Source organism: Helicobacter cetorum MIT 00-7128, from assembly GCF_000259255.1.
Classification (GTDB): Bacteria; Campylobacterota; Campylobacteria; order Campylobacterales; family Helicobacteraceae; genus Helicobacter; species Helicobacter cetorum_B.
In genome coordinates this window covers 1,759,744-1,783,122 of the sequence record NC_017737.1, presented here as the reverse complement: position 1 = coordinate 1,783,122, position 23,379 = coordinate 1,759,744, and the positions used below count along the sequence as shown (strand labels likewise).

22 protein-coding genes are annotated in these 23,379 nt (G+C 32.8%); all 22 read right to left on the bottom strand.

From position 1 onward, the window contains the following. Window positions 1-95 precede the first annotated feature (95 nt). The 22 genes from HCW_RS08190 to pgi all read right to left on the bottom strand — a co-directional run bounded on the left by HCW_RS08190 (window position 96) and on the right by pgi (window position 23,175). Window positions 96-2,330, bottom strand: coding sequence for a type IV secretory system conjugative DNA transfer family protein (locus tag HCW_RS08190; RefSeq protein WP_014661747.1), 2,235 nt, complete (start codon window positions 2,328-2,330; stop codon window positions 96-98). Beyond that, window positions 2,327-2,845 (bottom strand): hypothetical protein, encoded by a 519-nt coding sequence (locus HCW_RS08185; protein WP_014661746.1) that lies wholly within the window; start codon window positions 2,843-2,845, stop codon window positions 2,327-2,329. The genes HCW_RS08190 and HCW_RS08185 overlap by 4 nt, the downstream gene beginning before the upstream one ends. Then, window positions 2,842-3,789 carry an ATPase, T2SS/T4P/T4SS family gene (locus tag HCW_RS08180; protein WP_014661745.1) on the bottom strand — a complete coding sequence of 316 codons (948 nt, stop codon included), beginning with the start codon at window positions 3,787-3,789 and terminating at the stop codon, window positions 2,842-2,844. Before HCW_RS08180 ends, HCW_RS08185 begins: the two co-directional genes overlap by 4 nt. 4 nt (window positions 3,790-3,793) lie before the next feature. After that, window positions 3,794-4,069: a hypothetical protein gene (locus tag HCW_RS08175; RefSeq protein WP_014661744.1), complete on the bottom strand. Its 276-nt coding sequence runs from the start codon at window positions 4,067-4,069 to the stop codon at window positions 3,794-3,796. A 17-nt stretch (window positions 4,070-4,086) separates the two neighbouring features. Beyond that, window positions 4,087-5,037, bottom strand: coding sequence for a membrane protein (locus tag HCW_RS08170; protein ID WP_014661743.1), 951 nt, complete (start codon window positions 5,035-5,037; stop codon window positions 4,087-4,089). A 13-nt stretch (window positions 5,038-5,050) separates the two neighbouring features. Then, window positions 5,051-7,306, bottom strand: coding sequence for a hypothetical protein (locus tag HCW_RS08165; protein ID WP_014661742.1), 2,256 nt, complete (start codon window positions 7,304-7,306; stop codon window positions 5,051-5,053). Then, complete coding sequence (locus HCW_RS08160) at window positions 7,290-8,492, bottom strand: DNA type IV secretion system protein ComB10 (protein ID WP_014661741.1); 1,203 nt, start codon at window positions 8,490-8,492, stop codon at window positions 7,290-7,292. Before HCW_RS08160 ends, HCW_RS08165 begins: the two co-directional genes overlap by 17 nt. Beyond that, window positions 8,489-10,162: a TrbG/VirB9 family P-type conjugative transfer protein gene (locus HCW_RS08155; protein ID WP_014661740.1), complete on the bottom strand. Its 1,674-nt coding sequence runs from the start codon at window positions 10,160-10,162 to the stop codon at window positions 8,489-8,491. Before HCW_RS08155 ends, HCW_RS08160 begins: the two co-directional genes overlap by 4 nt. Then, window positions 10,159-11,301, bottom strand: coding sequence for a VirB8/TrbF family protein (locus HCW_RS08150; protein WP_014661739.1), 1,143 nt, complete (start codon window positions 11,299-11,301; stop codon window positions 10,159-10,161). The genes HCW_RS08155 and HCW_RS08150 overlap by 4 nt, the downstream gene beginning before the upstream one ends. Further along, complete coding sequence (locus HCW_RS10050) at window positions 11,294-11,434, bottom strand: hypothetical protein (protein WP_014661738.1); 141 nt, start codon at window positions 11,432-11,434, stop codon at window positions 11,294-11,296. The genes HCW_RS08150 and HCW_RS10050 overlap by 8 nt, the downstream gene beginning before the upstream one ends. Next, window positions 11,435-13,978, bottom strand: a complete 2,544-nt coding sequence (locus HCW_RS08140; RefSeq protein ID WP_014661737.1) for a VirB4 family type IV secretion/conjugal transfer ATPase — start codon at window positions 13,976-13,978, stop codon at window positions 11,435-11,437. Continuing rightward, a complete protein-coding gene (locus tag HCW_RS08135) occupies window positions 13,978-14,214 on the bottom strand; it encodes a hypothetical protein (RefSeq protein WP_014661736.1) in 237 nt (78 codons plus the stop codon). Before HCW_RS08135 ends, HCW_RS08140 begins: the two co-directional genes overlap by 1 nt. 10 nt (window positions 14,215-14,224) lie before the next feature. Further along, a complete protein-coding gene (locus tag HCW_RS08130) occupies window positions 14,225-14,488 on the bottom strand; it encodes a hypothetical protein (RefSeq protein WP_014661735.1) in 264 nt (87 codons plus the stop codon). A gap of 9 nt (window positions 14,489-14,497) precedes the next feature. Then, entirely contained in the window at window positions 14,498-14,788 is a 291-nt protein-coding gene (locus HCW_RS08125) for a TrbC/VirB2 family protein (protein WP_014661734.1), read from the bottom strand. Next, complete coding sequence (locus tag HCW_RS08120; protein WP_014661733.1) at window positions 14,785-15,264, bottom strand: hypothetical protein; 480 nt, start codon at window positions 15,262-15,264, stop codon at window positions 14,785-14,787. Before HCW_RS08120 ends, HCW_RS08125 begins: the two co-directional genes overlap by 4 nt. Window positions 15,265-15,493: 229 nt before the next feature. Beyond that, window positions 15,494-16,282 carry a hypothetical protein gene (locus tag HCW_RS08110; protein ID WP_014661732.1) on the bottom strand — a complete coding sequence of 263 codons (789 nt, stop codon included), beginning with the start codon at window positions 16,280-16,282 and terminating at the stop codon, window positions 15,494-15,496. Between the two features lie 47 nt (window positions 16,283-16,329). Further along, complete coding sequence (locus HCW_RS08105; RefSeq protein ID WP_014661731.1) at window positions 16,330-16,659, bottom strand: hypothetical protein; 330 nt, start codon at window positions 16,657-16,659, stop codon at window positions 16,330-16,332. Further along, a complete protein-coding gene (locus HCW_RS09155) occupies window positions 16,643-18,271 on the bottom strand; it encodes an McrB family protein (protein WP_014661730.1) in 1,629 nt (542 codons plus the stop codon). The genes HCW_RS08105 and HCW_RS09155 overlap by 17 nt, the downstream gene beginning before the upstream one ends. Before the next feature lie 125 nt (window positions 18,272-18,396). Continuing rightward, window positions 18,397-19,542: a DNA cytosine methyltransferase gene (locus tag HCW_RS08095; RefSeq protein WP_014661729.1), complete on the bottom strand. Its 1,146-nt coding sequence runs from the start codon at window positions 19,540-19,542 to the stop codon at window positions 18,397-18,399. Then, on the bottom strand, window positions 19,530-20,165 hold the full coding sequence (locus HCW_RS08090; RefSeq protein ID WP_014661728.1) for a hypothetical protein: 636 nt from the start codon (window positions 20,163-20,165) through the stop codon (window positions 19,530-19,532). Before HCW_RS08090 ends, HCW_RS08095 begins: the two co-directional genes overlap by 13 nt. Then, a complete protein-coding gene (locus tag HCW_RS08085; protein WP_014661727.1) occupies window positions 20,129-21,055 on the bottom strand; it encodes an Eco57I restriction-modification methylase domain-containing protein in 927 nt (308 codons plus the stop codon). Before HCW_RS08085 ends, HCW_RS08090 begins: the two co-directional genes overlap by 37 nt. A 473-nt stretch (window positions 21,056-21,528) precedes the next feature. After that, on the bottom strand, window positions 21,529-23,175 hold the full coding sequence (pgi, locus tag HCW_RS08080; RefSeq protein ID WP_014661726.1) for a glucose-6-phosphate isomerase: 1,647 nt from the start codon (window positions 23,173-23,175) through the stop codon (window positions 21,529-21,531). Between the last annotated feature and the right edge of the window lie 204 nt (window positions 23,176-23,379).

Sequence of the window (23,379 nt, the reverse complement as noted above, 5' to 3'; positions counted from 1 at the left end):
CATCATCTAAGATACTGAATAAATTAGGTTGCTCTCTAAGAGTTTGAAGTTTCTTTTTGCTGGGAATGTATGCCATTTTCTGCTCCTTTTAAAATTTAATTTTGGGTGCTTTGTAGAATTTCTTGTTCGCTTTCTTCATCGCCTTGTTGCATTTTCTTAAACAAGGCTCTTTTTTCTTCCATGCTGATTTCACTCATTGGCTTTTTTAAAATCTCATCAATTTCATTGTGATTTCCTTGCTCTGTATTTTCATTCTTGCTTTCTGAAGTAATGGGGTTTTCATTATCTTGTTCGCTTTCTATGAGATTAGAATTTTCAAGCTCTGTAGTGGGGTTATTCTTGTTGTTGCTTTCATTACTCTCATTCTCTGTGTTTTCCCCCTCATTGCTTGGTTCTAAATTAGCTTTGTTTTGATTAGGAGTTGTTTCAATCTCTGTAGTGGGTTGCGTAGGTCCTTCAACTCTTTTTCTCTCTACTTCTAAATCAATAGGCAAATTAGCTCTTTTTAAAAGCTCTTTATCTTTAAACCAATAGTTAGCCTTGAGTTTTAAGGGGGTAGCTTTTGCCCCTGTAACAATGACAATGACTTCATCAGAATTGATGTTCATAATGTCTTGGGCTGTGAGTAAGTTTCTACCCTCATGGCTATAAGAAGAGCTACCTCCAAAGACTAACTGACCTTTTTCAGTAGAATAATTTTTAGATTGTCTTGTAAATTCGCCCACTTCCTTAGAGACAATCTCAGCATCTTCTGCACTATTCATCTTAAAGACAATGTTATAATGCACCACGCCTTTTAGGATTTTCAAATCATCATCGCTGTAGTGTTTTCTAATCATTGCGTAGTCTTGCGTGATGAATAAGGGAACGACATTATAAGAGCGACACAATGCTGGCATTTCTAACAAGAAAGGCAACTTACCAAATCTAACAAATTCATCAGCGATGATAAAAATACGCTCTTCAGGTTTAGAGCTTTCTTTAACCATAAGATTTTTAGCAATGCTTTCTAAAAAAGTTCTCACTAACGGAGAGAGTGTGCCTATATCAATTTGAGCAATCACGATGTAGATACTAATTTTGCTTGTTCTTAATTCTTCATAATCAAAGCTCATTTTAGAAGTGGCTTCACGCACTTTGGGGTCTTGATAAACAAACATAAATCGCACAAAAGAAGACATAATGCTCCCAAACTCATCATCAGGAGTTCTAGCCCATTTTCTCGCACCAGTTCTTATGATTTCATCTAGTGCGTCCTTTGTTCCATAAGGTGGGTTAGGCTCATTAGGATTATAATTTCTTTCATCATTTACATCTATGTATTTTTGGTCAGCCGTTTGCTTTAAAAAGAGTTTTAAAATATCAGCTTGTAGGACTGGCATAGGGGCGTTAGTTTGTGGGTCTAGGATAACTTCACCTGTCTTTTTATCATGCTGATAGAGTTGCTTGTAGTAAGGGCTTTTAGGGTGTATTAAGGGAGCATAATCATCTGTTGGAGCGATAGAGACATCATAAAAAGAGCTATACCCTTTGGTTACTATTTGTAAAAGAGCAAAAAAGACAAAAAGTTCTTTGGCTTTAGACACCCAGTGGTCTTCTTCATCTACAAAAATGCCATCGCCCACTGCCTTAACATGCCTTAATTGCTCTGCAAAGGTCATCTTTTCAACAATCCTTTTATCAAAAGGATTGAAATAGCAAGTGTTATCATCACCATAGGGATTAAAGATTAAAATCCTGTTGTTTAAGAATTTTTGTCTATATCCAGCAGTCTTATCTCTTAGTTCGCCTTTAATGTCAGTGATAATACAGCTATTAGGTAAAGTCAATAAGTTTGGCAAAGCAATACATGCAGTTTTTCCAGCTCCAGGGGGTGCAACAATCATCGCTCCTAAGGGTTTGTCATAGCACACATTTCTAAGCTTAGGAAAACCAAATTTACCTAAAATAAAGCCATTATCAAATTGCACCCCTAATCTATGCACTACCTTACAAAAGCCCTCTTTACTAAAGACTTTAAAGCATTCTATATCTTTAACATTAGCCCATCTCGCATAACCATGCGAAATTTCTGTAGTCTTTGGAAAACTGATATAGATTGTAGCTACTAAGGGTGTTAAAGACATAAGCATGGTGATATAGACTTCAAATTTTAAATCAAAGATACTCGCTCCGTTATAAAGCCCTACAAAAACGCTTTGAGAAAAGAAATAAGCTTGTCTCAACGACTTTAGGGCATCAAAAGTGTAGTAATTAGCCAAGATAAAAAATAAGGGGATAAGCAAAATGCTAAAAAGCACACAAAAAGCTTTCACAAATTGCATTTTCATAAATTATCCTTTTTTGGCTCAGTAGTAGATTGTTTTTCATTAAGGGCATTGAGAATTTTTGAGATGGCATTAAACTCTGTTTGGCTTTTTTGCTCCTTATAGATTTGGAGTAACAATTCTAAAGATATTTTTTTACACTCTTCTACATTTTTATTGAGCGTATCCATAACATTAAAAAGCTCTTCTAAGAACGCTAAATTCTGCAAATAAAAGGGCTTGTTATACTTTATAGCGATATTAGTATTCTTGGTTAATTGGTTAAGATTATTGCTATTAGCCATAAGTTCCCTATAGACATGCTGGTTGATACTAATAACTTTAAACAAGCTTTCATAAAATTCTTTTGCCTTTATGGTTTCTTTGCTAGGGTCAAGGGCTAATAAAAGGCTTTCTATGCACTCAGTAACACTAAGTTTTTTGACTTTTAAATAGTTTTCTAAAATATCTTTGCATTCAATTGAAATAAAGCAATTGATACGCTTACCCAATTTTCGTTTGTTTTGATACTTTTTCATAGGCTACTTCTTAATTCTTTTGCAGGTAAGATTTCTTGGATATATCTAGTGTTAGTGGCTTTATCTAAAACAATTTGTGCGACCACATCTACGCTACTTTCAAAGAATTTTCTCACTACATCTAAACTCAAATCGCTTTTATTACGCATTTGCAAGTTTAAGCCAATCGCCTCTATGACTGAACGCACGCTATCTGCATGTAGAGTAGAAACCATGCCCTTATGCCCAGTGTTGCCAAATCTTAAAAAAAGCATGGCATTTCGTGTGTCAATCTCGCCTACCATAAGCCTATCAGGAGACATTCTCATTGCCATATTTAAAGCGTCTTCATAAGTAAAATGAGAGCTTTCGGTTTTATCCACTAACAAGGATTTATGGTTATCAAACGCCCTTAAATCTAGCTCTTGGCTATCTTCAACACTTAAAATTCTTGTGTGTTTAGGGATAAACTCAATCAAAGCGTTTAAAAAGCTTGTTTTTCCACTGCCTGTTCCCCCACTAATGAGTAAGTTCTTACCCTCAATCATAAGCGTTTGTAAATACTCATAGTCGTATTGACACATAGAAGAGAGTTTAAAAGCTTCTAAGTTAAACTTTTTCTCACTAGGCACTCTAATATTCAAACTCAGCTCATTATCCGCACTAATAGCAAAGTGGTTCATACTCACCCTGTATCTGGATGTGGGGATTGAAGTGTTAAGGGTGGGGTAATTGGCATTAAAAAATAAATCTCTAAAACTTGCTAATTGCTCCCCAAAGCTTAATAAAAAGGCTTTGTCTAAATTTTCATCAAAGACTTTTTCTCTAGTCCCATTAAGCTTATAGAGCCAAATTTCTTTTTCTCTATTCATAATGAGTTCTGTAATACCACTCTTTAAATAGGGCAAGAGCTTTAAAATGCAATGCCTTAAAGCTCTATAATCTTTGAGTTTGTCTAAGTCCATAGGATTACTTTTTCTTCAATTCATCAATCTCTTTGCTAAGAGTTTCTATTTTGCTATCCCAGTGTTTAATGCGTCTGTTAAATTCCCTCTCTAAGCTTTCACGCTTATTGATAGCCTTGTCTAACTCATCAGTGCGTCTTACAATCAAAATGGCATTATCTTTTAACTCTTTAGCCCTTTGAATATTATTCAACTGCATTTTTTCTACTTCCTTTGGTTCTTGGTTTTGCTTATTTGAGTTATTTTCTAACTCGTGGTTTTTGCTTACTTCATCTAACATTTGATTACTCCTTAAAATTAAAATAAATAAGCGTAGTTAAACGCTATGTAGCTAGAATTAGTTGCTTTGGTAAGAAAATTAGAAAACAAGACTTCGCCCTTAAAATTCCCGTTTTGAGCGACAATTTTGCTAGGCACAACAAATTGATAATTGATTGCCCCTCCAAAACGATAGTTGATTTCAAATTGATGGTGGTTTAAGTAATAATGCAGTCCAATGGTAGGATAAAAACCATGATTAAAAATATCCTTAGGTTTATTAGTGATAAACTCACTATGGCTGGTTTTTATGGGGTCTATTTTTGCAAAATAGTATTGCATACGCCAGCCAAAGCCTACACTTAGCCCTAGTGTATGGCGGTTCTTTTTAATAACATTTAAAAAGTCAAACAAATACTTCACATCTAGTCCAAAATTTAAAGGCGTATAATTAGTGCTAACCTTAGAATTGTAAATCTTTATATCTGTGCTTATTTCACTAGGTGTGCCTCCATAAAGATGACTTGAGATTTTAATCCCATGTCTTTTCTTAGTCCCAAAATAATGCTGATAACCTACTAATAGTCCCATATTAAAATTAGCATTTTTAGAAGTCTTGCTATAAGTTAGCAAATCATCTGTAACATTAGAAATAAGGCTTAAACTTTGAGTTAAACTTGTGCCTGTAATGGCAATTTCTGAGCCTAAGAAAAAGCCATTTTTAGTTTGCATAGCTACTAAGTGTTTTTGAGACTTTTTTTGCTCTTTAACTTCTCTTTTAACTTGACTTTGCAACAATTCAGCGCTTTGCAAAGGAGCTGATTGTTGTTTTTTAATGGTATTTTGTGGAGCAATCTTTTGCTCTAATTGCTTTTCTTGCGAGATACTTTCTTCTTTGCTCTCATTAGGCATAATGGCTAAAAAGCCCTCATTAGCTTGTAAGCAACTAAGAGTAGTTAAAAACAAGGCTTTTTTTAAATTAGTGTTCATTTTTTTTCCTTTCTTAATTATTGTTGGGGACAACCCAATTGTTGTGTGAAGCGCATGAATAATTAGCATTAGGCGTTTGCGCCCATGAGCAATATTTGCCTTTATCGCTAGATTTCCAAGCATTTCCAGAGCTAAAGTTATAGCCCATGCAAAGATTGCCATTACCATTAGGGCGATAATAAGTCGCTTGCCAATTGGTAAAATCTTGTGTGTTAATGAGCTGTTTAACACCATTATTGAGATTAAGCTTTTGGCTTAAAATAGTGAGTTCAAAATTTTTGCGATACTCATCGCTTAAATTAGGGGTATTCACATAGATAGTGGATGGAAAGCGCTTGAGTGTTTTTTTAGCTTGTGAGACATAGTAATATTTATAAGTGTCATATACTGCATCACTATCGCCCTCATTTCTAGGGCGGATATATTCAATCGTAGTGCCTTGATTGATAGTTTGATAGCGTGTAACCCATTTAGCTAGGGTGCGTAAATTACCTTGAGAATAGCCTGTATAGCTGTGTGTTTTAGTCCAAGAACCCCAGCCATCATCACAATAAGAAGTGGTTGTCCATTGACTAGCATTTAAAGACATTTCTTGAATTTCAAAAGTAGTATATTCTGGAAAATCATAATTTGAGCCACTAATAGTGTCCAAATCGCCTACATCTTCGCCCTTAACGCTACTTTCTACATTGATTTTGGTATAAGGTTGGATAATTTTAGGCACTTTACCCATATCAGAAGTGTAATCACAGCCTGTTACATTGTAGTATTGATTAGCTACGGTGTCAAAGATACGAATTTGAGTGGGGCGATAAGCCTCTAATTTAGCGTTATCAAACTGCCATTTACCGCATGCATAAGTTTGGTAGCTAAATTTTAAAGGACTAACCACATCATGACTAATAAAGACTTTTTGCTTAGTAATAGGATTAATATAGTATTGATTAACCACTCTTTGAACGGTGCGAGTGGTTGGGTCATTATCATATTTAACTAATTGTTCTTGCACACTAGCAAAATCAGTGCAAGGTTTAGCTACATGAATAAGGTTATCTAATCCACGAAACAAGATTTCTGTTTGAAAGAAACTTGCCATGCCACTTCCATAGCCTTTATTGGTAGTGGTATCTAATTTGCATTTATTGGCGTCTTCATACATAGGAAACTCAAATTGCTCCCCATATAAATCCACACAACCCCCAATGTTAATGCTTTTATTTTCTCTGTTGATAAAATAAAATTGTGTCTGCTTAATGGCTTTCATGTTTTCAAAGTCGTAGTTGTATTGACAGACATTGTCGTTTCTAAAAGCTTGCATTTTAAAGCAAGAGCCATTTCTATCTACAATGTCTATATTCATTGTATTGCCATTTCTAATAGGAGCGGTGCAAAATTCATTAGTATAATGGCTATCTGCATTCGCACTCGCTCCAGTGCCATTTGCTCCATCACTTCCATTAGCCCCATTAGTTCCATTAGCTCCATTAGTGCCACTACCATTTTGAAGTCCGGGCGAATAAGGGAAAGGAATAAAGCCCCCTCCCATGCCCCCTATACCTCCGCCTCCAACAAATGGGTTATAGCTAGAACTCCCACTAGAGCCACTAGAGCCACTATTGCCTCCAGCAATTGGGGGGAATGGATTAGAGCCTACGCCTTGATAGCCACTACTTCCATTAGTGCCATTTGCCCCTTTAGACCCATTGCTCCCATTAACTCCACTTGTTCCATTAACTCCATCATTTGCAGATGCAGTGCCATTACTTGCACTTGTGCTTGTGCCATAAGACCCATTAGAGCCACTATTTGCGTGAGTTGCTCCATAGCTACCTGCATACGCACCCACATTGCCCCCACTAAATCCTTTACCATTTTTGCTAGAAACATACGCACTTTTGCTCACCCCTATGGCATTAGACATCTCGCTATCATTTTCACCGCCTAAGACAATCCTAGTGCCTTTTTTAAGCACCAATTTGCCTTTAATTTCTTTAATGGCATTTGGGGGACTTTGCAAGGTCTTATAGTCATTACCCTTTTTAATATGCGTTACAAGAATTGAGAGATTAGCCCTATTTTTAGAAACTTTGTAATTACCCATAGCAATGGTATTTTCTTGCACCTTATTACCCACAACGACTAAAGCTTTAAATTCGCTATTTTTTCTTAAATTCCAATCTTGCATAGTCTGTATGACAAGAGCATGGCTAGTTGAGATAGCTACACATAAACTCATTAAAATTTTTAAAACATTAGATTTCATCTTCATTGCTAATTTCCTCGTTTTGTTTTTTAATCAATGGTTTTTTCTCCTTAAAAAACTCTGCTAGAACTTCCCCATCTTTAGGCTTAGGGATAAAAATGTCTAAATTAGGGCTAATAAACACTCTGCTCCCCTCTCTAATGATGATAATGGGGTTTTGTCTAGCGTTTTGTCTTAACATTTGATTGATGACTTGATTGATACTCATGCCTGTATTTCTAGTGAGTTGCATAAGTAAGTAATCCCCAAAAAAAGGATTGCCTACACCTGCTTTATTTTGTCTATTAGCTAGGGCTGAAGTTAAGCCTATTAAAAGCCCATTAGAGAGTGTGGAAGTGAGTAAAGGAAGTCCATAGCGTTCAAAATTACGCTTAATGACTTTGCCAATTAGACCATTATAGCCCTTTACATCAGCTCCCCTTGCATTAGTGAGCATAATGTTTATGCCTTGAGGGGTGATAATTCTAGTCCAAGCAATATTTAGGCGGTATTCGCCAATTTGGTTATTGTTGTTGTAATAACCTATAACCTTAGAGCCTTTAGGAATTAGCACCGCTCTTCCCATATTAGCAAATATATCACTCTCTACTTGAGCGGTTACTTTGCCAGCAATTTGAGAGCTAATAGGCGTGATTAAAAAAGCTGGTATCATTCTATCAGCTGTAATAGTTCTTAAAAGCTTATGCTCATTAGTGCCGACATCTTTATACTTCAAATTAGTAAAACTATCCACACCATATTCAGTCTCTGGCTTAGTGGCATTCTTTAAAGGCTCTAGGGGTTTAAGGCGTGTATTTAAAAACTCTAATTGCTCTTTGGTGTGCTTTGTTTTTTTGGATTTTTCTTTTGGCTTTTGCTGTAAAACATTTTGCAAATGATTAAGTGTGCTATTTTGATTATTAAGACTATGATTAAGGGGGTTGTAACCCACGACAATAGGATTAGTTGAAACATTAGCTTGCGTTGTAGGTTGTTGTGTAGTTGTTTGCGTAGTTTCTTTTGCTTTTTCTTTTGGTTCTTCTTTGACTTCTTCAAAGAAATAATCGCTTAGTGGGAATTTACTCTCGCTTACTTGAAAGATTTCTTCTTGGTTATTTTGGTTTTGATTTTTATTAGCAAGTATGCCTAGTGCCATTAAAGTAATAGCACCTAAAGCGCCTAAGCCTATCTTTTTAAGCAACGATTTATTCATCTTGCTCTCTTTGCTATCTTTTCTATACAAAGATAGGCTTTACCAAGCTTTAAATTCCACTGATTTGAGACATCTTCAGCAATTAGATAATCGCCTACTATTCGGCTATTAACAGGGTTATCATAGCCGTCTATGACTTTATAGACTACAGGGAACTTACTTCTAGCATTAGAGCGGTTGAACTTAAAATAGGTAAATTGCTCATCATTAAAAATTTGAGTGGGTAAATCATCTTTATATTTGGATTTGACAACCTTTTTGCACATCCATAGGCAATACCATTTACGCTTTTTCTTATCTATGATGACATAGCCATATTCCATTTTTTTCTTATTGATATAGATATGATTGACTTCATCTCCAATTTTGATGAACTTGCCATCATCTTTGATTTTGGCTGAGTAATCCACATACTTCATTTCATCTTGGCTATGTCTATGCTCTTTTGCTGATTTAGTTTTGTTGCTAATGACACTAAAATTTTCTGAAGCTTTCCTAGAATTAGCTAGAGCGTTATTGGGTGGATAGCTAGGGGATTTAAAACGATATGAAGAAGTAGGTGTAATTGCTGTTTTAGTAGGGTTTTTTGTTTTTGAAAATGAAGTTGGCTCTTTAGCATTTAAAGGGTTTTTAGTTTGAGCTATCTTTTTAGGGGTGTTATGGCTTGTTTTAATATCTTTGTTTGGGGTGCTATGAGTGGGTTTATTTTCTTTGTTGGTTTCTTTTTTAGTGGTAGTGAAATTTTTAAAATACTCTTTTGAAGACACATACACCATTAAGGCAGGGTTTTTAGAACTCGTATAAGTGGTTGAAAACACATAAAAGCTATAGACCTTACCACTTTTTCCAATGATAGTTAAATTACTATCTACGCCAATTTGCAAAGGCTTAATGAGTAAGATATTAGAAATCAAATGCTCTTTATCTTCGCCAAGCATTTTAGTAGAAAAGCCTATGTCATCGCCTAAGACCACTTGAGAGATGGGTTCATCAAAAATAAAGGTAGTAGTCATAGCATATCTAAGGCGCACATTAAAAGTATCGCCTATGGTGTAGTGGATAAAGTGGGCGTTATCCTTGATAGAGCGATTTTTAGAAAAGAAATTAGTCTGAATAGCGTTAAAATTAGTCATGGGCTTTAGAGCGTTATCGTTATTCTCATCATTTTCTTCTGTTTCACTACTTTGTAAATTAGGTTCTGCTTTATTGTTAAATGGATTATTGTTTTTAAACGCACTAATAGGCACATCATTAGGTTTTGGAGTGAGTTGATTACCAACATAATTAGTGGCATTATTGATAGTTTGCTTGGTGCTATTAAGAGCGTTATTAGTGAATTGCTTAGTATTGTTGATAATAGTGTTTGATTGGTTATTACCACTTGGTATGTTTTGCATAGTAGGTTGTTGTTGTGGATAGGTGTTTTGATTTTGCGTTGTTTGTTGTGAATAAGATTGTGTGTTATAGTTTTGCATTGTTTGTTGCACATAGGGTTGTGTATTAGGGTTTTGTGGTTGGTTATAATTATTAGTGGGCGCATTATTAAAGGGCTGTATGGTAGGATTTTGTGAATAATCCATTGGCTCACTATAATTTTGAATATTATTTTCTGCTAATAAGGGAGTTAAAAAAGACAAAGTGAGACTAATTCCCCTAAACGCTCTAATCATTGCTCTCCCTTATTATTAGGCTTTTCTTTAGGTTCTTCTTTATTTTGAGCGTTAGTTTGTTTGGGGCTTTTATATTCAATTTTTGAATGGGGTCTTTCTATCTTTTTATAAGTCTTGTCTAGGGCTTTAATACTAGCAATCTCACTCAAGGAATATTTATCTACAATAAAGCCTGTAGGATTTTTAGGCATAGTGCTATAGTCAAATTGAATAAGTGGCTTAAAATGATAGATTAAAGAAACTCTATAGCGTTTTTCAGAAATTAAATAGCCTTTATCAAAGACTTTAGCTACAATGTCTGCTACAGCGATATTTTGCTGTTTGCCTTGTTTATAGATAGAAATATTGATAATTTTTACTTCTCTATCCATATTAGAGTTAGAATAGATACTTCCTTTGCCTGATACTAATTGTTCTAAAGTTTTCCACACTTCTTCAGAGCTTTGCTCTCTAATGACTTCATTAAGGCGGATTTTGTCATCAATATGATTGATAGTTTCTCTAGACATAATATAAGAGCCTACAAGATTTCTTAAAAATGCCTCGCCATAATCTACTTTAGTATCAGCTCTTTGAATTACAGCAAAATGCTTATCACTATTAGCAAAATCTACAAAATAAGGTTCAGTCTGTTTTAAAGGCATTAAAAAGACTAGAGCCAAACTCAAAGAGACAACGCCTATTAGTGAGCCTATAGCTAGTCTATAAGCAATTTGAGTGTTTTTTCTTTGTATTTCAAATACGCTTGCTAAATCTAATTCATCTTTTTTAAAACTTTCTAATTGTGTGTTTATGCTAGATGTGATATTTTCTTGCAATTTATGCGTAACAATGCGTTCTAACTCAGGCAACACTCTTTCTTGCACTTTGTTAGCCCATTTTTCAAAAGAGATTTTTTCTAGCTCTTGGTTTTTGGCAATGCTTGTTTGAATGCTTTTAATGAGTTCTTCTTGATTTTCTTTAGTATCTTGTTCTAAAGGCTCTTCTTGTTGGTTTTTTTCTTGTTCTTCTAAAAACATGCTTAAACTCATAAAAAAGCATTTAGCATATTCTTTAATATTTTCTTTGGTAAAAGAGCCTATCTCAAAGGAATTTTCTAATTCTTTTAAATGCTCTCTAAGCTCTTGCAAATTAGACATGTGCCCCCCTTAAAAAAGAGTTGTTTAAGTCCTTTAATGCACAAGGGGATTTTTTCATTTCTATGAATTTATCTGAGCATGCACATAAAAACATCGCCACTATTACAAAAACTAAACGCATGATATTTTTCATTTAATTAAGCACCTTTTTTAAGTGTTTTTTGTCATCAAAGCTTTCGTGTTTGTCAGAAATAAAGATTTCTCGCCAAGTTTTAGGGTAGTGCTTTATGAGATTATCAATATGTTCTACCATGCTAGAATTGGAGCTAAAGATTTGTAAGTAATTGCCAAGTGTGCCTAAGCTTACATCTATAATGTTAGATGAGCCATCATTCATGTTTTTAAGTAAGACTTTGTATTCATTAACGGCGGTGTTTTCTAAAAAATGTTTTTCAGTATCGCTTAATCTAATGCCAAACTCATCATTTAAGGATTTGGTATCAATATTTTTTTGGGGATATAAAATTAATTGCCCCATATTTTTTATAAAGCTTTGAGCGTTTCTCACTTCACTAAGTTGGTTAATGTCTTGTAAGGCTAGAACAATCACGCCATTAGCCTTTCTTGCTTGAGTGATGATTTCATTGATTTTTTTATTCATCATTTCATTTTGTGCGTAAGATTTAAACTCATCAATAAAACATAAAAACCCACGATTGATTTTTAAGGCTCTATCAATCATCTTATGAAAGACATAATAAGCTAAAAGCCCAGCGTCATTATCATTATGCAAAATGCTATCGGTGTTAATGGTAGTGATACGCTCTTTAAAATCTAGGCTATCAGCTCTACTAGAAAATAAGGGGGATTTTAAATATTCTTCAAAGCTACTATCTAAAATATCCGTATTAGTTTTAACAATACAATTAACAAACTCATTTAAATCATAAGGGAGTGGGAGTTCTAACTTGCTAAATTTGGCTTGTTTGACTTCATCATTATATTGCCTATACATCGTGTCAATAGCATTCATTAGGGCGTTTCTATCTTCCATTTTGTCTTTGTGGGTGTCATAACTATCCACTTTTGCCATTTGGGCGTAAAAATGCAATAAAAAGGCTCTGTTGCTTTGACTATCTTCTAATGAAAAGGGGTTAATGTAAAAATTTTCGCCTTGATTATAAACCCCATCAAAATACTTGGTAAAGGAATATAAGCCATTCAATCTATCAAGAGCTAAAATATCAATATTAGAATATTTTAAGGCACTCATCATCAAATAGCTAATAAGTGTTGTTTTACCAGCTCCTGTTGCTCCAATAATCATGGTATGTCCTACCACTCGTGCGATATTATGCGCTAACACGCCTTTATGTTTAACTTCTTGATTGTGGAAGTTAAACAAATAAGGGCTATGGTCTAGATTTTTAAACACGCTTAAGGGCATATCCCCCCATGAATTTGCTCTAAAACCTGTATTATTTTTTTCAAACAAAATTAAAGATGCTATCACTTGGGAAGTTTGATGTCTCATTCTAGGGTTGATATTGGCATTATTAGGGAAGAATGAAAAATAAGATGGTTTTAGTCCTATAGTTTCTGTAACACTGCCTAGTCCAGCATTATTCAGCAAAGATAAAATCTCTTTTAAAGACTTGTCTAATTTGGCTTTACTTTTAGCCCTTAAAACTAAGTTTAAAGCACACTCTTGCATACTCAAACGATTGGCTTGCACTAATTCTATATAGTCATCAATATCAGCTTTTACTATTTTAGAAAGGGTGAGCTTTTTCTTGGTTTTTAAAAAATTCAAGCTTTCAAATTGCCCTAAAGAGCGGATATGAAAGATTAAATCTAGTTCAATTTGAGTGTGTAAAAGCGTAGAAATAGGAAGTGATGTGATTTCTTCACTCTCATAGTTTTTAATCCCCACACACGCACAAAAGGTATTTTGATTTTGAAATTCAATGACAAAATAATCTTTTTTAAAATGCACATTACTAGCAATATAGCTATCGCTCAAGCGCTTTAATTTAGGATTAAAGGCAATATATTGCCCATTGATATATTCTGCATAGAAATTCAACACTTCTTTAGAATTTAAGGGAGTGGGTTTAAACTCTTTAAGAGCGTTTTTTACTCTTTCTATGGTTTGAATAAGCAAGGCTCTTTTATTGGTAGAGCTAAAAGTTGTCTTTTTGGGAGCTTTTTTATGGCTCTTTTTACTTTTATCTTCTACTTTTTCTGTCTCTTGCTCGCTTTCTTCTAATTCTTCATTGATTGAAGTAGTCATTTCTAATTTCTTTTTTTCAAAGAAAGATTTGACATTAGAAGTGATAGTTTCAAACACTAAAAAATACTCTGTTTTATAGATTTCCTTGCTCTCAAATTGCGTGATAATGGCTTTGGCATAAGGGTTGTCAATGTTTGGACTTTGATTGATAAATTCCTTTCTTCTTTTAGCAACAATTCTTAATTGAATGTCTTTACTAATAGTATTAAGAACATTAGCTCTAGTATCAAAATACCCCTCTAAGTCTTTTTGCATTAAATTAGAATAGCTTAGTCCTTGTAAAGACATAATACCCACTAAGTTTTCTTGCTTAGTAATAATAAAAGTGTCATCATACAAGCCTAAAATATTGCATTCTTGTGCCATAGAATAGGTTTTTGGCACAAACCCTGCTAAAAGGTCTATGGCTTTTTCCTTGCAATATTTAAGGGCATTGTCTAGCATTAAGAAGACTTTCTTTTTCTTTTAGGGGGGTTAGAATTATTGCTTACATGAATAACTACATCGTTATGAAAATCATCTACAATGCTTTTGATACCACAAACAAGGGCATAGGCATCATTGTATTGCTTATTTTTCTCTAACAATCCCACACTCTCTTGTAATTTAGAGATAGTTTGTTGTAGTTTTATAGCAATGTTTATCCTATTAGGTTTTTCTACTACGATTTCTTTTTGCATATTTTTCCTTTTAAGCGTAAAATGAATTGGCTTTGGTTTTAATCTTGGAATGAGCGATTAAAATATCACTTATATCTTCATCAAAGAACTCCGCTATGCTAAAAATTAAGAGAAAGCACGCATACAGCATAAAAGAGTTCAACAAGTCAAACCAAGGCATCATTACAAATGGCACAAATCCAGCGAGTAAAAAACTCTTAGCATTGAGCCAAAGAAATTTTTCTTTGGAACTGATTTCTTTGAGATTAGAAACTGAAATACCAACTAATTGCATTGATAAGCCTTAGTTACCAACACTATTCATTACCCATTGAGCTAAGGCTGGGGCTTTAAAAAATATCAGCGCTCCTAAAACAACAGCTAGAACTGTCATTAAGATTTCTTTCCATCTATCTAGGTTTTTCCATACAAAAATACCAACAGCAATGAAAATAATCATTAAAATGCCCTTACCTGTAGGGCTTTGGAGTTGTTGCTCAAGGGAATTAAAAAAGGTTGTCAAATCCGCTTGTAATAAAAGTGGCGAAAATCCTAAAAAGACAATGAGCTTTCTAAAATGCTTTAATTTTTTCATGCGATGTTCCTTTCTTTTTTAATCACGCAAAATTTAGCTAACACCTTGTAGGCATTTTGATTGAGATGAAAATCCAAGTGATAGACAACAAGCTCTTCATCTTTTTCTAAACTTTCTTCATTGACAACTTGCGCTAAATGAATGATTTGATTTTTTAAGGTTTGTATCATTGGATGTGTGAGAACCTTTAAAACACCCATTTGTTTGATTTGAGCTAAATTTAAAGGCTCTTTGTCTTTTAGTAGAGCAAACTCGCTCTCAAAAGTAAAATGACCTAAATTGTTCTCTAAATGTTTTTCTAATAGTGAAAAATCTTTATCCCATAAATAGCTACAAGAAATTTCTGTTTCACCCTCTAAGGTTTGAGCGATTAAATCTTGCTCTTTGTTTGAATAAAACTTTTCTAAATGTTCGTTAATGTCTAGCACTTCTTCATCAATTTGTATGGACTTTTTGTCTAAGGTTAATTCAATCATTATCTTCCTTTTTTTGTAAATGGTTGGTTTTGGCTTGGAAACAAAATTTCACTTATTGGGTCAAGCATTTTAAAAACATGACCTTTTAGTTTCTCTTGCAACAATTCTTTTCAAAACAATTCTTCTAAAATTTTGTTCTGTGTTTCTGTGTCTGTCTGCGAAAAATCAATTTGCAAAGTTTTTTCATTCAAATCAAAACAAATATTCAAAATATTGTTTGGTTTCATTTCTAAGCGCTCTCTTGAAAGTAGTTTGAAACTTTGGGTGAGTTGTTAATAGGTTCGCCTACACATTCTCTATCTTTTAAAGCCTTTAAGAGATTTTTCTTCACAATGGCTGTTTGATAAAAACAAAGATTAGAAGGAATGTCTTTGTTTGTTAAATCCTTGTAGGATAAGGTGTAAGTGGTGTTAGGATTAGAAATAGGCGTGAATTTTAAAACAACATTATTAACTCTTTGCATAAGCTCTTGGCTAGGAATGTGCATAATGCATTCATGCTTGTTAATTTTTACTCTCTCAATTTCTTTGGCAAACTTTTCTAAGAAACGCATAATCTGTGAGAAAAAGGGCGATGGGATATTGTTCTTTTGATTAGCTCCTATTGAAGTGTAACCCTCTAACTCTCTATAGTCCTTGAGATACACATACAGGTATCTTTGTTTCCCCTTAATAGTCTCAATTAAGCCTTGTTCTTCTAGTATGTTGACATTTTTTCTTAAGGTTCTTGCGACAACTTGCAAAAACATTTTGGCGTAATGTCTATCTAGGGCAATCTTATTAGACTTAGCATTAAATGCGAGTTTGTATAAAATGTCTAGTAATCGTTTAGCGCCTTGCCCTCCCACAAAGCTTATAGAGCCTTGTTCATGCATAATGCTAGGATTAAAGAGTTTGTAGTCTAAATCTTTTTTAAATTTGAAATAATGCTCATGCGTATTCTTAGCATAAGTAAGATTTGCTTTATAAAGCGTGTTTAACTCATTTTTATCTAAATTAGGTTTTAGCGTTTTTCCCATGTCTTTCAAGTCCCTTTCTATGAGACTTAGAGACAAAAACTAACATTCTAGTAAGAATGCCTACGCCTAAATTCTTTCAAGCTATTATAAAAATATACACACAAAGAGCGCAAACTTGCATATTCTTTAGCATGTTTGAAATCTTTTAAAATGTTTAATAGATTTTCTTTGGGGGTGTTAAAAATAGTTGTGTCTTTATTTAACATAAAAACTTTAGGCAATATATACACCACTTGATTATTAGCATAATAATATCCTACGCAATTAACTCGTGCTTGTGCTTTGTTCTTGCTATTTTTAGTATAAAAACTAGAATCATTAAAAAGGCTCTCAAGCTCTTTTAAAGGATAATTTTCTTCTTCAATGAGTATTTTCATTATCGCTATCAAAAGTCCTGATTTCTACTTCTAATTCCTTAAGAATATCCTTAAGTTTTTCTAGAGCGTTACTTGCCATAGGAAAAAAGTCTTCATAAGAAGTATTGTCTTTAAAGATAGAATCTTCTTCAGGCTCATCTTTAAAAACATCATTATAAAGATAGAATATAACTTTATGGATAAAATCTTCCAATTCTATTTTCTTATCTTTTGGCTTGATAAAATAATTTCCCAAGCATTTATCCATGCCTAAATTAGTATTGGCTTTGATTCTTATATTAACTTTTTTAATAAAATCAATCCATTTGAAATACTCTGTCTCATTAAGCCTGACAACAAAATCAAAAGACATATTTTTTAGCCCTTTTTCATTGTGTTCTTCATAGCAAATAGGTATATATTCAAAATCAAAACGCCTTTTAAAGGCGCTATCCATAGGGAATAGGGATTGGTCACTTGTATTCATGGTAGCTAGAATATGTAAATTGTTTGGTAGACTTAATTTGTGATTAGTCCCTAAATTTTGTGATTTTAAATACTCTTGCAACTCTTTGCTTGGCGTAATAGAATAATGTCTATCCAATAATTGAAAAATATCTCCAAAAATTTCAGCACAATTGCCACGATTAATTTCTTCAATCACTAAATAATAATCTTTATCTTTATTTTTAAGAGCTTTTACATAGATATTGGTAAAAACTTGAGGGACAAATTCATAACAGATATTGTCATCTTTTGTTATGGGTTTGTAACTCCCTATAAAACTATGATAATCATATTCGGGATAAAATAGCACCCTTTCTATTTGTTCTTCATTTATACCTTGTAACATTTCTTTAATCTTATGAGATTTCCCAGTGCCGGGCGCTCCAAAAAAGATTTTTTGAATAGGGGCTTTTAAATCAATAATATTAGCATGGGTATTTTGTGGGGTATCTAAGCTGACTAAGTTATGAATAGACTTTTCAATTTGTGTTTTTCCTAGCTCATAGTCGGCAACTTTTTGTCTCACTAAATCAATATAATTATCTCTAATTTTTATATTTTCAGAGCTACTTTCTAAAAAATATAGATTTTCAAAAAGTTTATGGAATCTTATATCTGTAAAATTATCTTTATTTGGTATATCAAATTCTTTGTTTCTGTATTTTAGAATCAAAGAGATACTTGTAGAATAATAATATAGATTGTATTGTTTGGCACTTGCGACAAAGTATCTAAATTCTTCTTTAGAAATTTGATAACTTCCTGTAATATCCCCAACTAATAATAAAATTTTATAAAGAAAAAAGGCGAGTAAAATATCAAAATCTTTTCTTAAGTCTTTAGATTTTTCATCTAGTTCATTTGTGGTATAAATCTTTTCTATCTGTTCTACTATAATGTGTTGATAGCTAGAAGTATCACTAAAATCCCCTTTGCACAACTCTTTAATGCGATAATAAACTTGTGATGGTTTGGCATCTTTATAACTGGTGCTTTGCCTTTCTGGTAATCCTACATAATAGCTATTAATAGTCATTCTATGTGTAGGGCTAATAATGGGTAGCTCTTTGCTTAATGTTTCAAAAAAAGATTCAAAATTATCATTAGCTTTTTCTTTAGAATGCAATGTTAAATGTCTTTGAAATTCCTCTACAATAAAAGTCGCATAACATAAATCCTTAAAATTAAGGCTTTGTTTAACAATATACCAATGTTCCCCCCTTTTTTAATTTTCTTATTTCATCTAATCTTTTATCTACATTCATGTATAATTTCCTTAATCATTAAACCTAAAAATTCCCCTAAATAAGGTGGCACTGCATTGCCAATTTGCTTACAAATAGAGGTCTTGCTACCATAAAAAATAAAATCATCTCTAAAGCTTTGCAATCGTGCTGCTTCTCTTATGGTAATAGTTCTATCAAATAAGGGGTGTATAAATCTGCCTGCTGATGGGGTATCAAATCTAGTTGTAATCGTTACGGCTTGTTTATTGTATTCTAAGCGACCATAAGCTCCACTATGCACGGATTTAATCATATCTTTTTCTTTTAAATCTTTGTAGTTTTGCCCTTGCTTAATGTGTTGCATTCTTTCTAGGGCAATTTTCTTATGATTAAAAAGGGTGTGATTATAGATAACATTTGACATAAAACGCATTTCTTTTTGATAGTTTGAAGCAGATTTTTTAAGATATTGTTGTTTGTCAATGTATAATTTATTTGTTTTAAATGCCAAATCACTAATGGCATCTTTAATAGTATTTGATTGATTAAATTTAGAATTTTTTTGCCTAACTTTTTTTATCATCTCTTCTCCATTAAATGGGGTTTTAGAGCCTAAAATAATCAATCTTTTTCTATTTTGAGGCACACCAATTTTATTAACTTCAAACACTTTTTTATATAGGTAGTATTTGCCTTGTTTAAAGTTATTGCCATTAGAAAATAAGCTTTCTATTTCTTGTAAAATCGCTCCCTTATTCATACTAGCTAATCCAACAACATTCTCAAAAACAAAAAATTTTGGTTCAAATGCTTGGATAACTTCAAAATATTTTCTAAATAGATAATTTCTTTTATCATCAATAAAGCAATCTTGCTTGTTTTGTCTAATTCTAGCTCCTGCCATGCTAAAACCTTGACAAGGACTACCCCCAATAATTACATCAATATCTTTACATTTCTCTTTGTCTTTAGTTTCTAGATTGTGATAATGCTTTAAAAAATCATTGATATCACTATCTATCATAATTGTATTTTTATGGTTTTCCTTATAGGAATAAGCAATCTCTTTATCTATTTCATTTGCTAAAACAATATTAAAATTTGCATTCTCAAAGCCTTTTGAAAACCCTCCAACTCCTGCAAATAAATCTAATACTTTTAATGGTTGCAAACAGCCCCCTTACTCATTCTATAATTATAGGCGAAATTTTTAATGTAGCTAATTTCTTTATCGTTGAGTTTGTAGATATTGGCTAAATTATCATCTATTTTATCAATAATCTTTTTACATTCTTTATGCTTGTATTCATATTGTGTTTGCTTAGTGCCTATGAATTTTTTTGTTTTCTCTAACTTTCTTTCTAACTCATTAGCTAAATTTTTAAAAATAGGGGTAAATTCTATCTTGTTGATAGTAAAATATTTAAGTTCTTTATTGGTGATATGCCACCCATCAGAAACGACACTCCAATACCAAAAAAATAATGATGAATTAAATAAGCAAAATATAAAATCAGGTTCATTGGTATAATAGTGGGCATATTCATTGCTTTCTTTATTTTTTCTAAAACATTTAATCCAAAAAGTCGCCCTTGAGCTTAAAAATAGATTAGCTTTGTTTTTATCTTTTTTTAGCAAGTCTAAAAGGCTTTTTTGGTTATTGTCAGATATTTTCTGCAAGATATTTTTTTCTAATGGTGAGCCAATTTTTGGGATAAACTCTAAAGTGTCATTGACTTCTACTATTGAAACATTACTTAATAAATCCTTTCTTTCTTCTTTATACCAATACAAGTATTTAGAGCTGTAAATTTTATGCTTTTTGCTAGGTTCTTTTTTTTTAAAATAAGTATGCTTAATTTTTGGTGTGCTATAAACAATGAACTAGGCCTATCAGCAAAATGATATAAAATCTGTTTAGCACTATTATTTTTGACATGTTCTCTTAAAATTTTCATTCTAGGTGTGGAGGCATAAGAAATCGGTATCACAAAAGAAAGATAAGCATTTTCTTTTAAAAGCAACATAGAATTTTTTAACACATTGGTATACACATTTCCCATTTTTTCTTTTGGAGCTATTTTTGATTGGTTAGCTTCAATATAGGGTGGATTACCAATAATATAATCAAATAATTTATTGACTTTATTCAAGTCATTAATGGCATCAAAATTATAAAAATTGGCATTAAGAATTTTAGCAACTCCTTTAATATTTTCCTTATTTTTTAAGATAGAAAATGTATAAAACAATAGTCTTATTTTAGAGACTTCTAAAGCTTCTTTTTTAATATCGTTTCCATATATTGCATGTAAGTATTCTAAAATTTGCTTATCTGTTTTTAAATAATTGTTTTCTTTAATAAATTGAAAATAGGCCAATAAAAATTCCCCATTCCCACAAGTAGGGTCTAAGATATTTTTTTGCAATAAATCATTATCTTTTAACACCATTTGCTCAATAATAAAACGACAAACATCATTGGGGGTGTAATAAGCCCCAAGTATTTTCTTATCTATTTTTTCATAAACTTGATTAGTAGCTTTTAGAAATTCACTTATACTAATGGGCATAGAAGTATTGGTGTTTACTCTAAAATTTGGCAGAATTCCTTTTATCTCTTCTTTTAGATAGGGAACAAATTTAGTGCTATCTAACACTTGGTTGATTAATTTAAACAACATTATTTTACTAAGACTCTTATATATTGTTTCATATTTTTATCCCTTTTAGAGTATTATTTTTTTTGAGAAATGTTTTTACTTAAAACTAACTTTTCCACCATTTTATGTTGAATCAATACTACTTCTTATCCTTTCTTTGAAAAAATCACAAATGTCATCATGGTGGATAGGATAATTATATCAAAGTATTTAAGTTGCTTTGCTACTAAGTTTTAATTATTTTTTAAATATCTATGCTGATTATTCTGTGTTGATTGTTGATAGTTTGGATACCAAAATAGTCTGATTTTATATTTGTATGACCTGATTACATGCTGCTAAATAGATTTAGATAATATAGAACTAATACCAACCATATTAATAAAGAACTTCTTTTGGTTTAAATATTTTTTTAAATCTTTAGTCTAAGGATTTTTTATTGGTTCTCTATTGGATTATTAAAAAATTAGGGGGTTCTAACACTTCAAAAAGTGTTAGTTCTTGGTGTTGTTATACTCTTTATACAATTCTATTAAATGCTTGGTAGAGCTGTCAAAATAAGCGTTGCTCTTATGCCCTTCTAATTCTTGTAAAATTGGCACCGCTAACTCTTTGCCTAGTTCTACACCCCATTGGTCAAAGCTATTGATATCCCAAATAACCCCTTGCACAAAGACCTTATGCTCATAAAGAGCCACCAATGCCCCCATGTTGCTTGGTGAAATCTCTTCTAACAAAAGGATATTAGAGGGGCGATTGCCAGAAAATTCTCTGTGTTTGGCTAGGCTCTTAGCTTCATCTTTGTCTAAACCTTTTGAAAGCAATTCGCCAAACGCCTCTTCGTAACTCTTACCTTTCATGAAAGCTTGAGCTTGAGCTAAAACATTGCTGAATAAAATTTCATGATGCCCTTTAGCATTACCTTTTTTGTTTAATGAGGCGATAAAATCAATGGGCGTTAAATGCGTGCCTTGGTGTAAGAGCTGGAAAAAAGCGTGTTGGGCGTTGATTCCTATATCGCCCCAAACAATAGGGCAAGTGTCATAATTGACTACTTCGCCTTTTTTGGTAATGCGTTTTCCATTGCTCTCCATATCAAGTTGTTGGATAAACTTAGGAAAATGCCTTAAATATTGGTCATAAGGGGCGATTAAATGGCTCTTTGATTTAAAGAAATTGATATACCACACGCCAATTAAGCCCATCAAAACAGGCAAATTGCTTTCAAAAGGGGCGTTTCTAAAATGCTCGTCCATTAAATACGCCCCTTTTAAAAGGGCGTTAAAATTTTTCTTCCCCAAATAAATCATAATAGACAATCCTATAGCAGACCACAAGCTATAACGCCCCCCTACAAAATCCCAAAATTCAAACATATTATCTTCATCAATGCCAAATTGTTGCACCGCTTCTTTATTAGTAGAGACCGCCACAAAGTGTTTAGCGATATATTTTTCATCGCCACTTCTTTCTACAAACCACTTCCTAGCTGTTAGGGCGTTGGTTAGAGTTTCTTGGGTAGAAAAAGTCTTAGAAGCCACAATAAAAAGCGTGCTTGCAGGATTGAGTTTGTCTAAAACATCTAAAATCTGTGTGCCATCTACATTAGAAACAAAATGCATGTTTAATCGTGGGTGGGCGTAGCGTTTTAGGGCGGTGCAAATCATTAATGCCCCTAAATCCGACCCCCCTATACCGATATTGACAATATCGGTAATGATTTGATTGGTATAGCCTAGTCTTTTACCACTTCGCACGCTATCGCTAAAGGCTCGCATGCGTTTTAAAACATTTCTAACACTTTTTAACACTTCCATATTATCTAGTAAGATTTCTGTATCATTCAAACTTCTTAATGCGGTGTGTAAAACAGCTCTCTTTTCGGTGGTGTTGATTTTTTCGCCCTTAAACATCTCTTCAATTTTTTCTTTCAAACAGCAATCATTGGCTAGTTCAAATAAAAGCTTTAAGGTTGTATCATTCAAGCGATTTTTAGAATAATCTAAACTTAAGCCACCAAATTGCACAAAATAGCGGCTCGCTCTCTCTTTATCTTTGAGAAACAAATCACGCATGCAAACTTCTTTGAACTCTTCATAATGCTTGAGTAATTTTGGATAAGTTTTTAATTGTGTGAGCATTGAGTATCCCTTGATATAAATTGCTTTAGCGATTATTATAAAAAGGTTCTAATTATAATTTCCCAATGAAAGCCCCATAAAGAAACATTTTAATTTGCTATGGGGTGAATTTTCTCTTATTGATTGGCTTAAAAGTGCTTAAAGATTAGTTTTATCTTTAGATAAGTTTCTGCAATACGCATGATAATAGTTAAAAACTTGCTA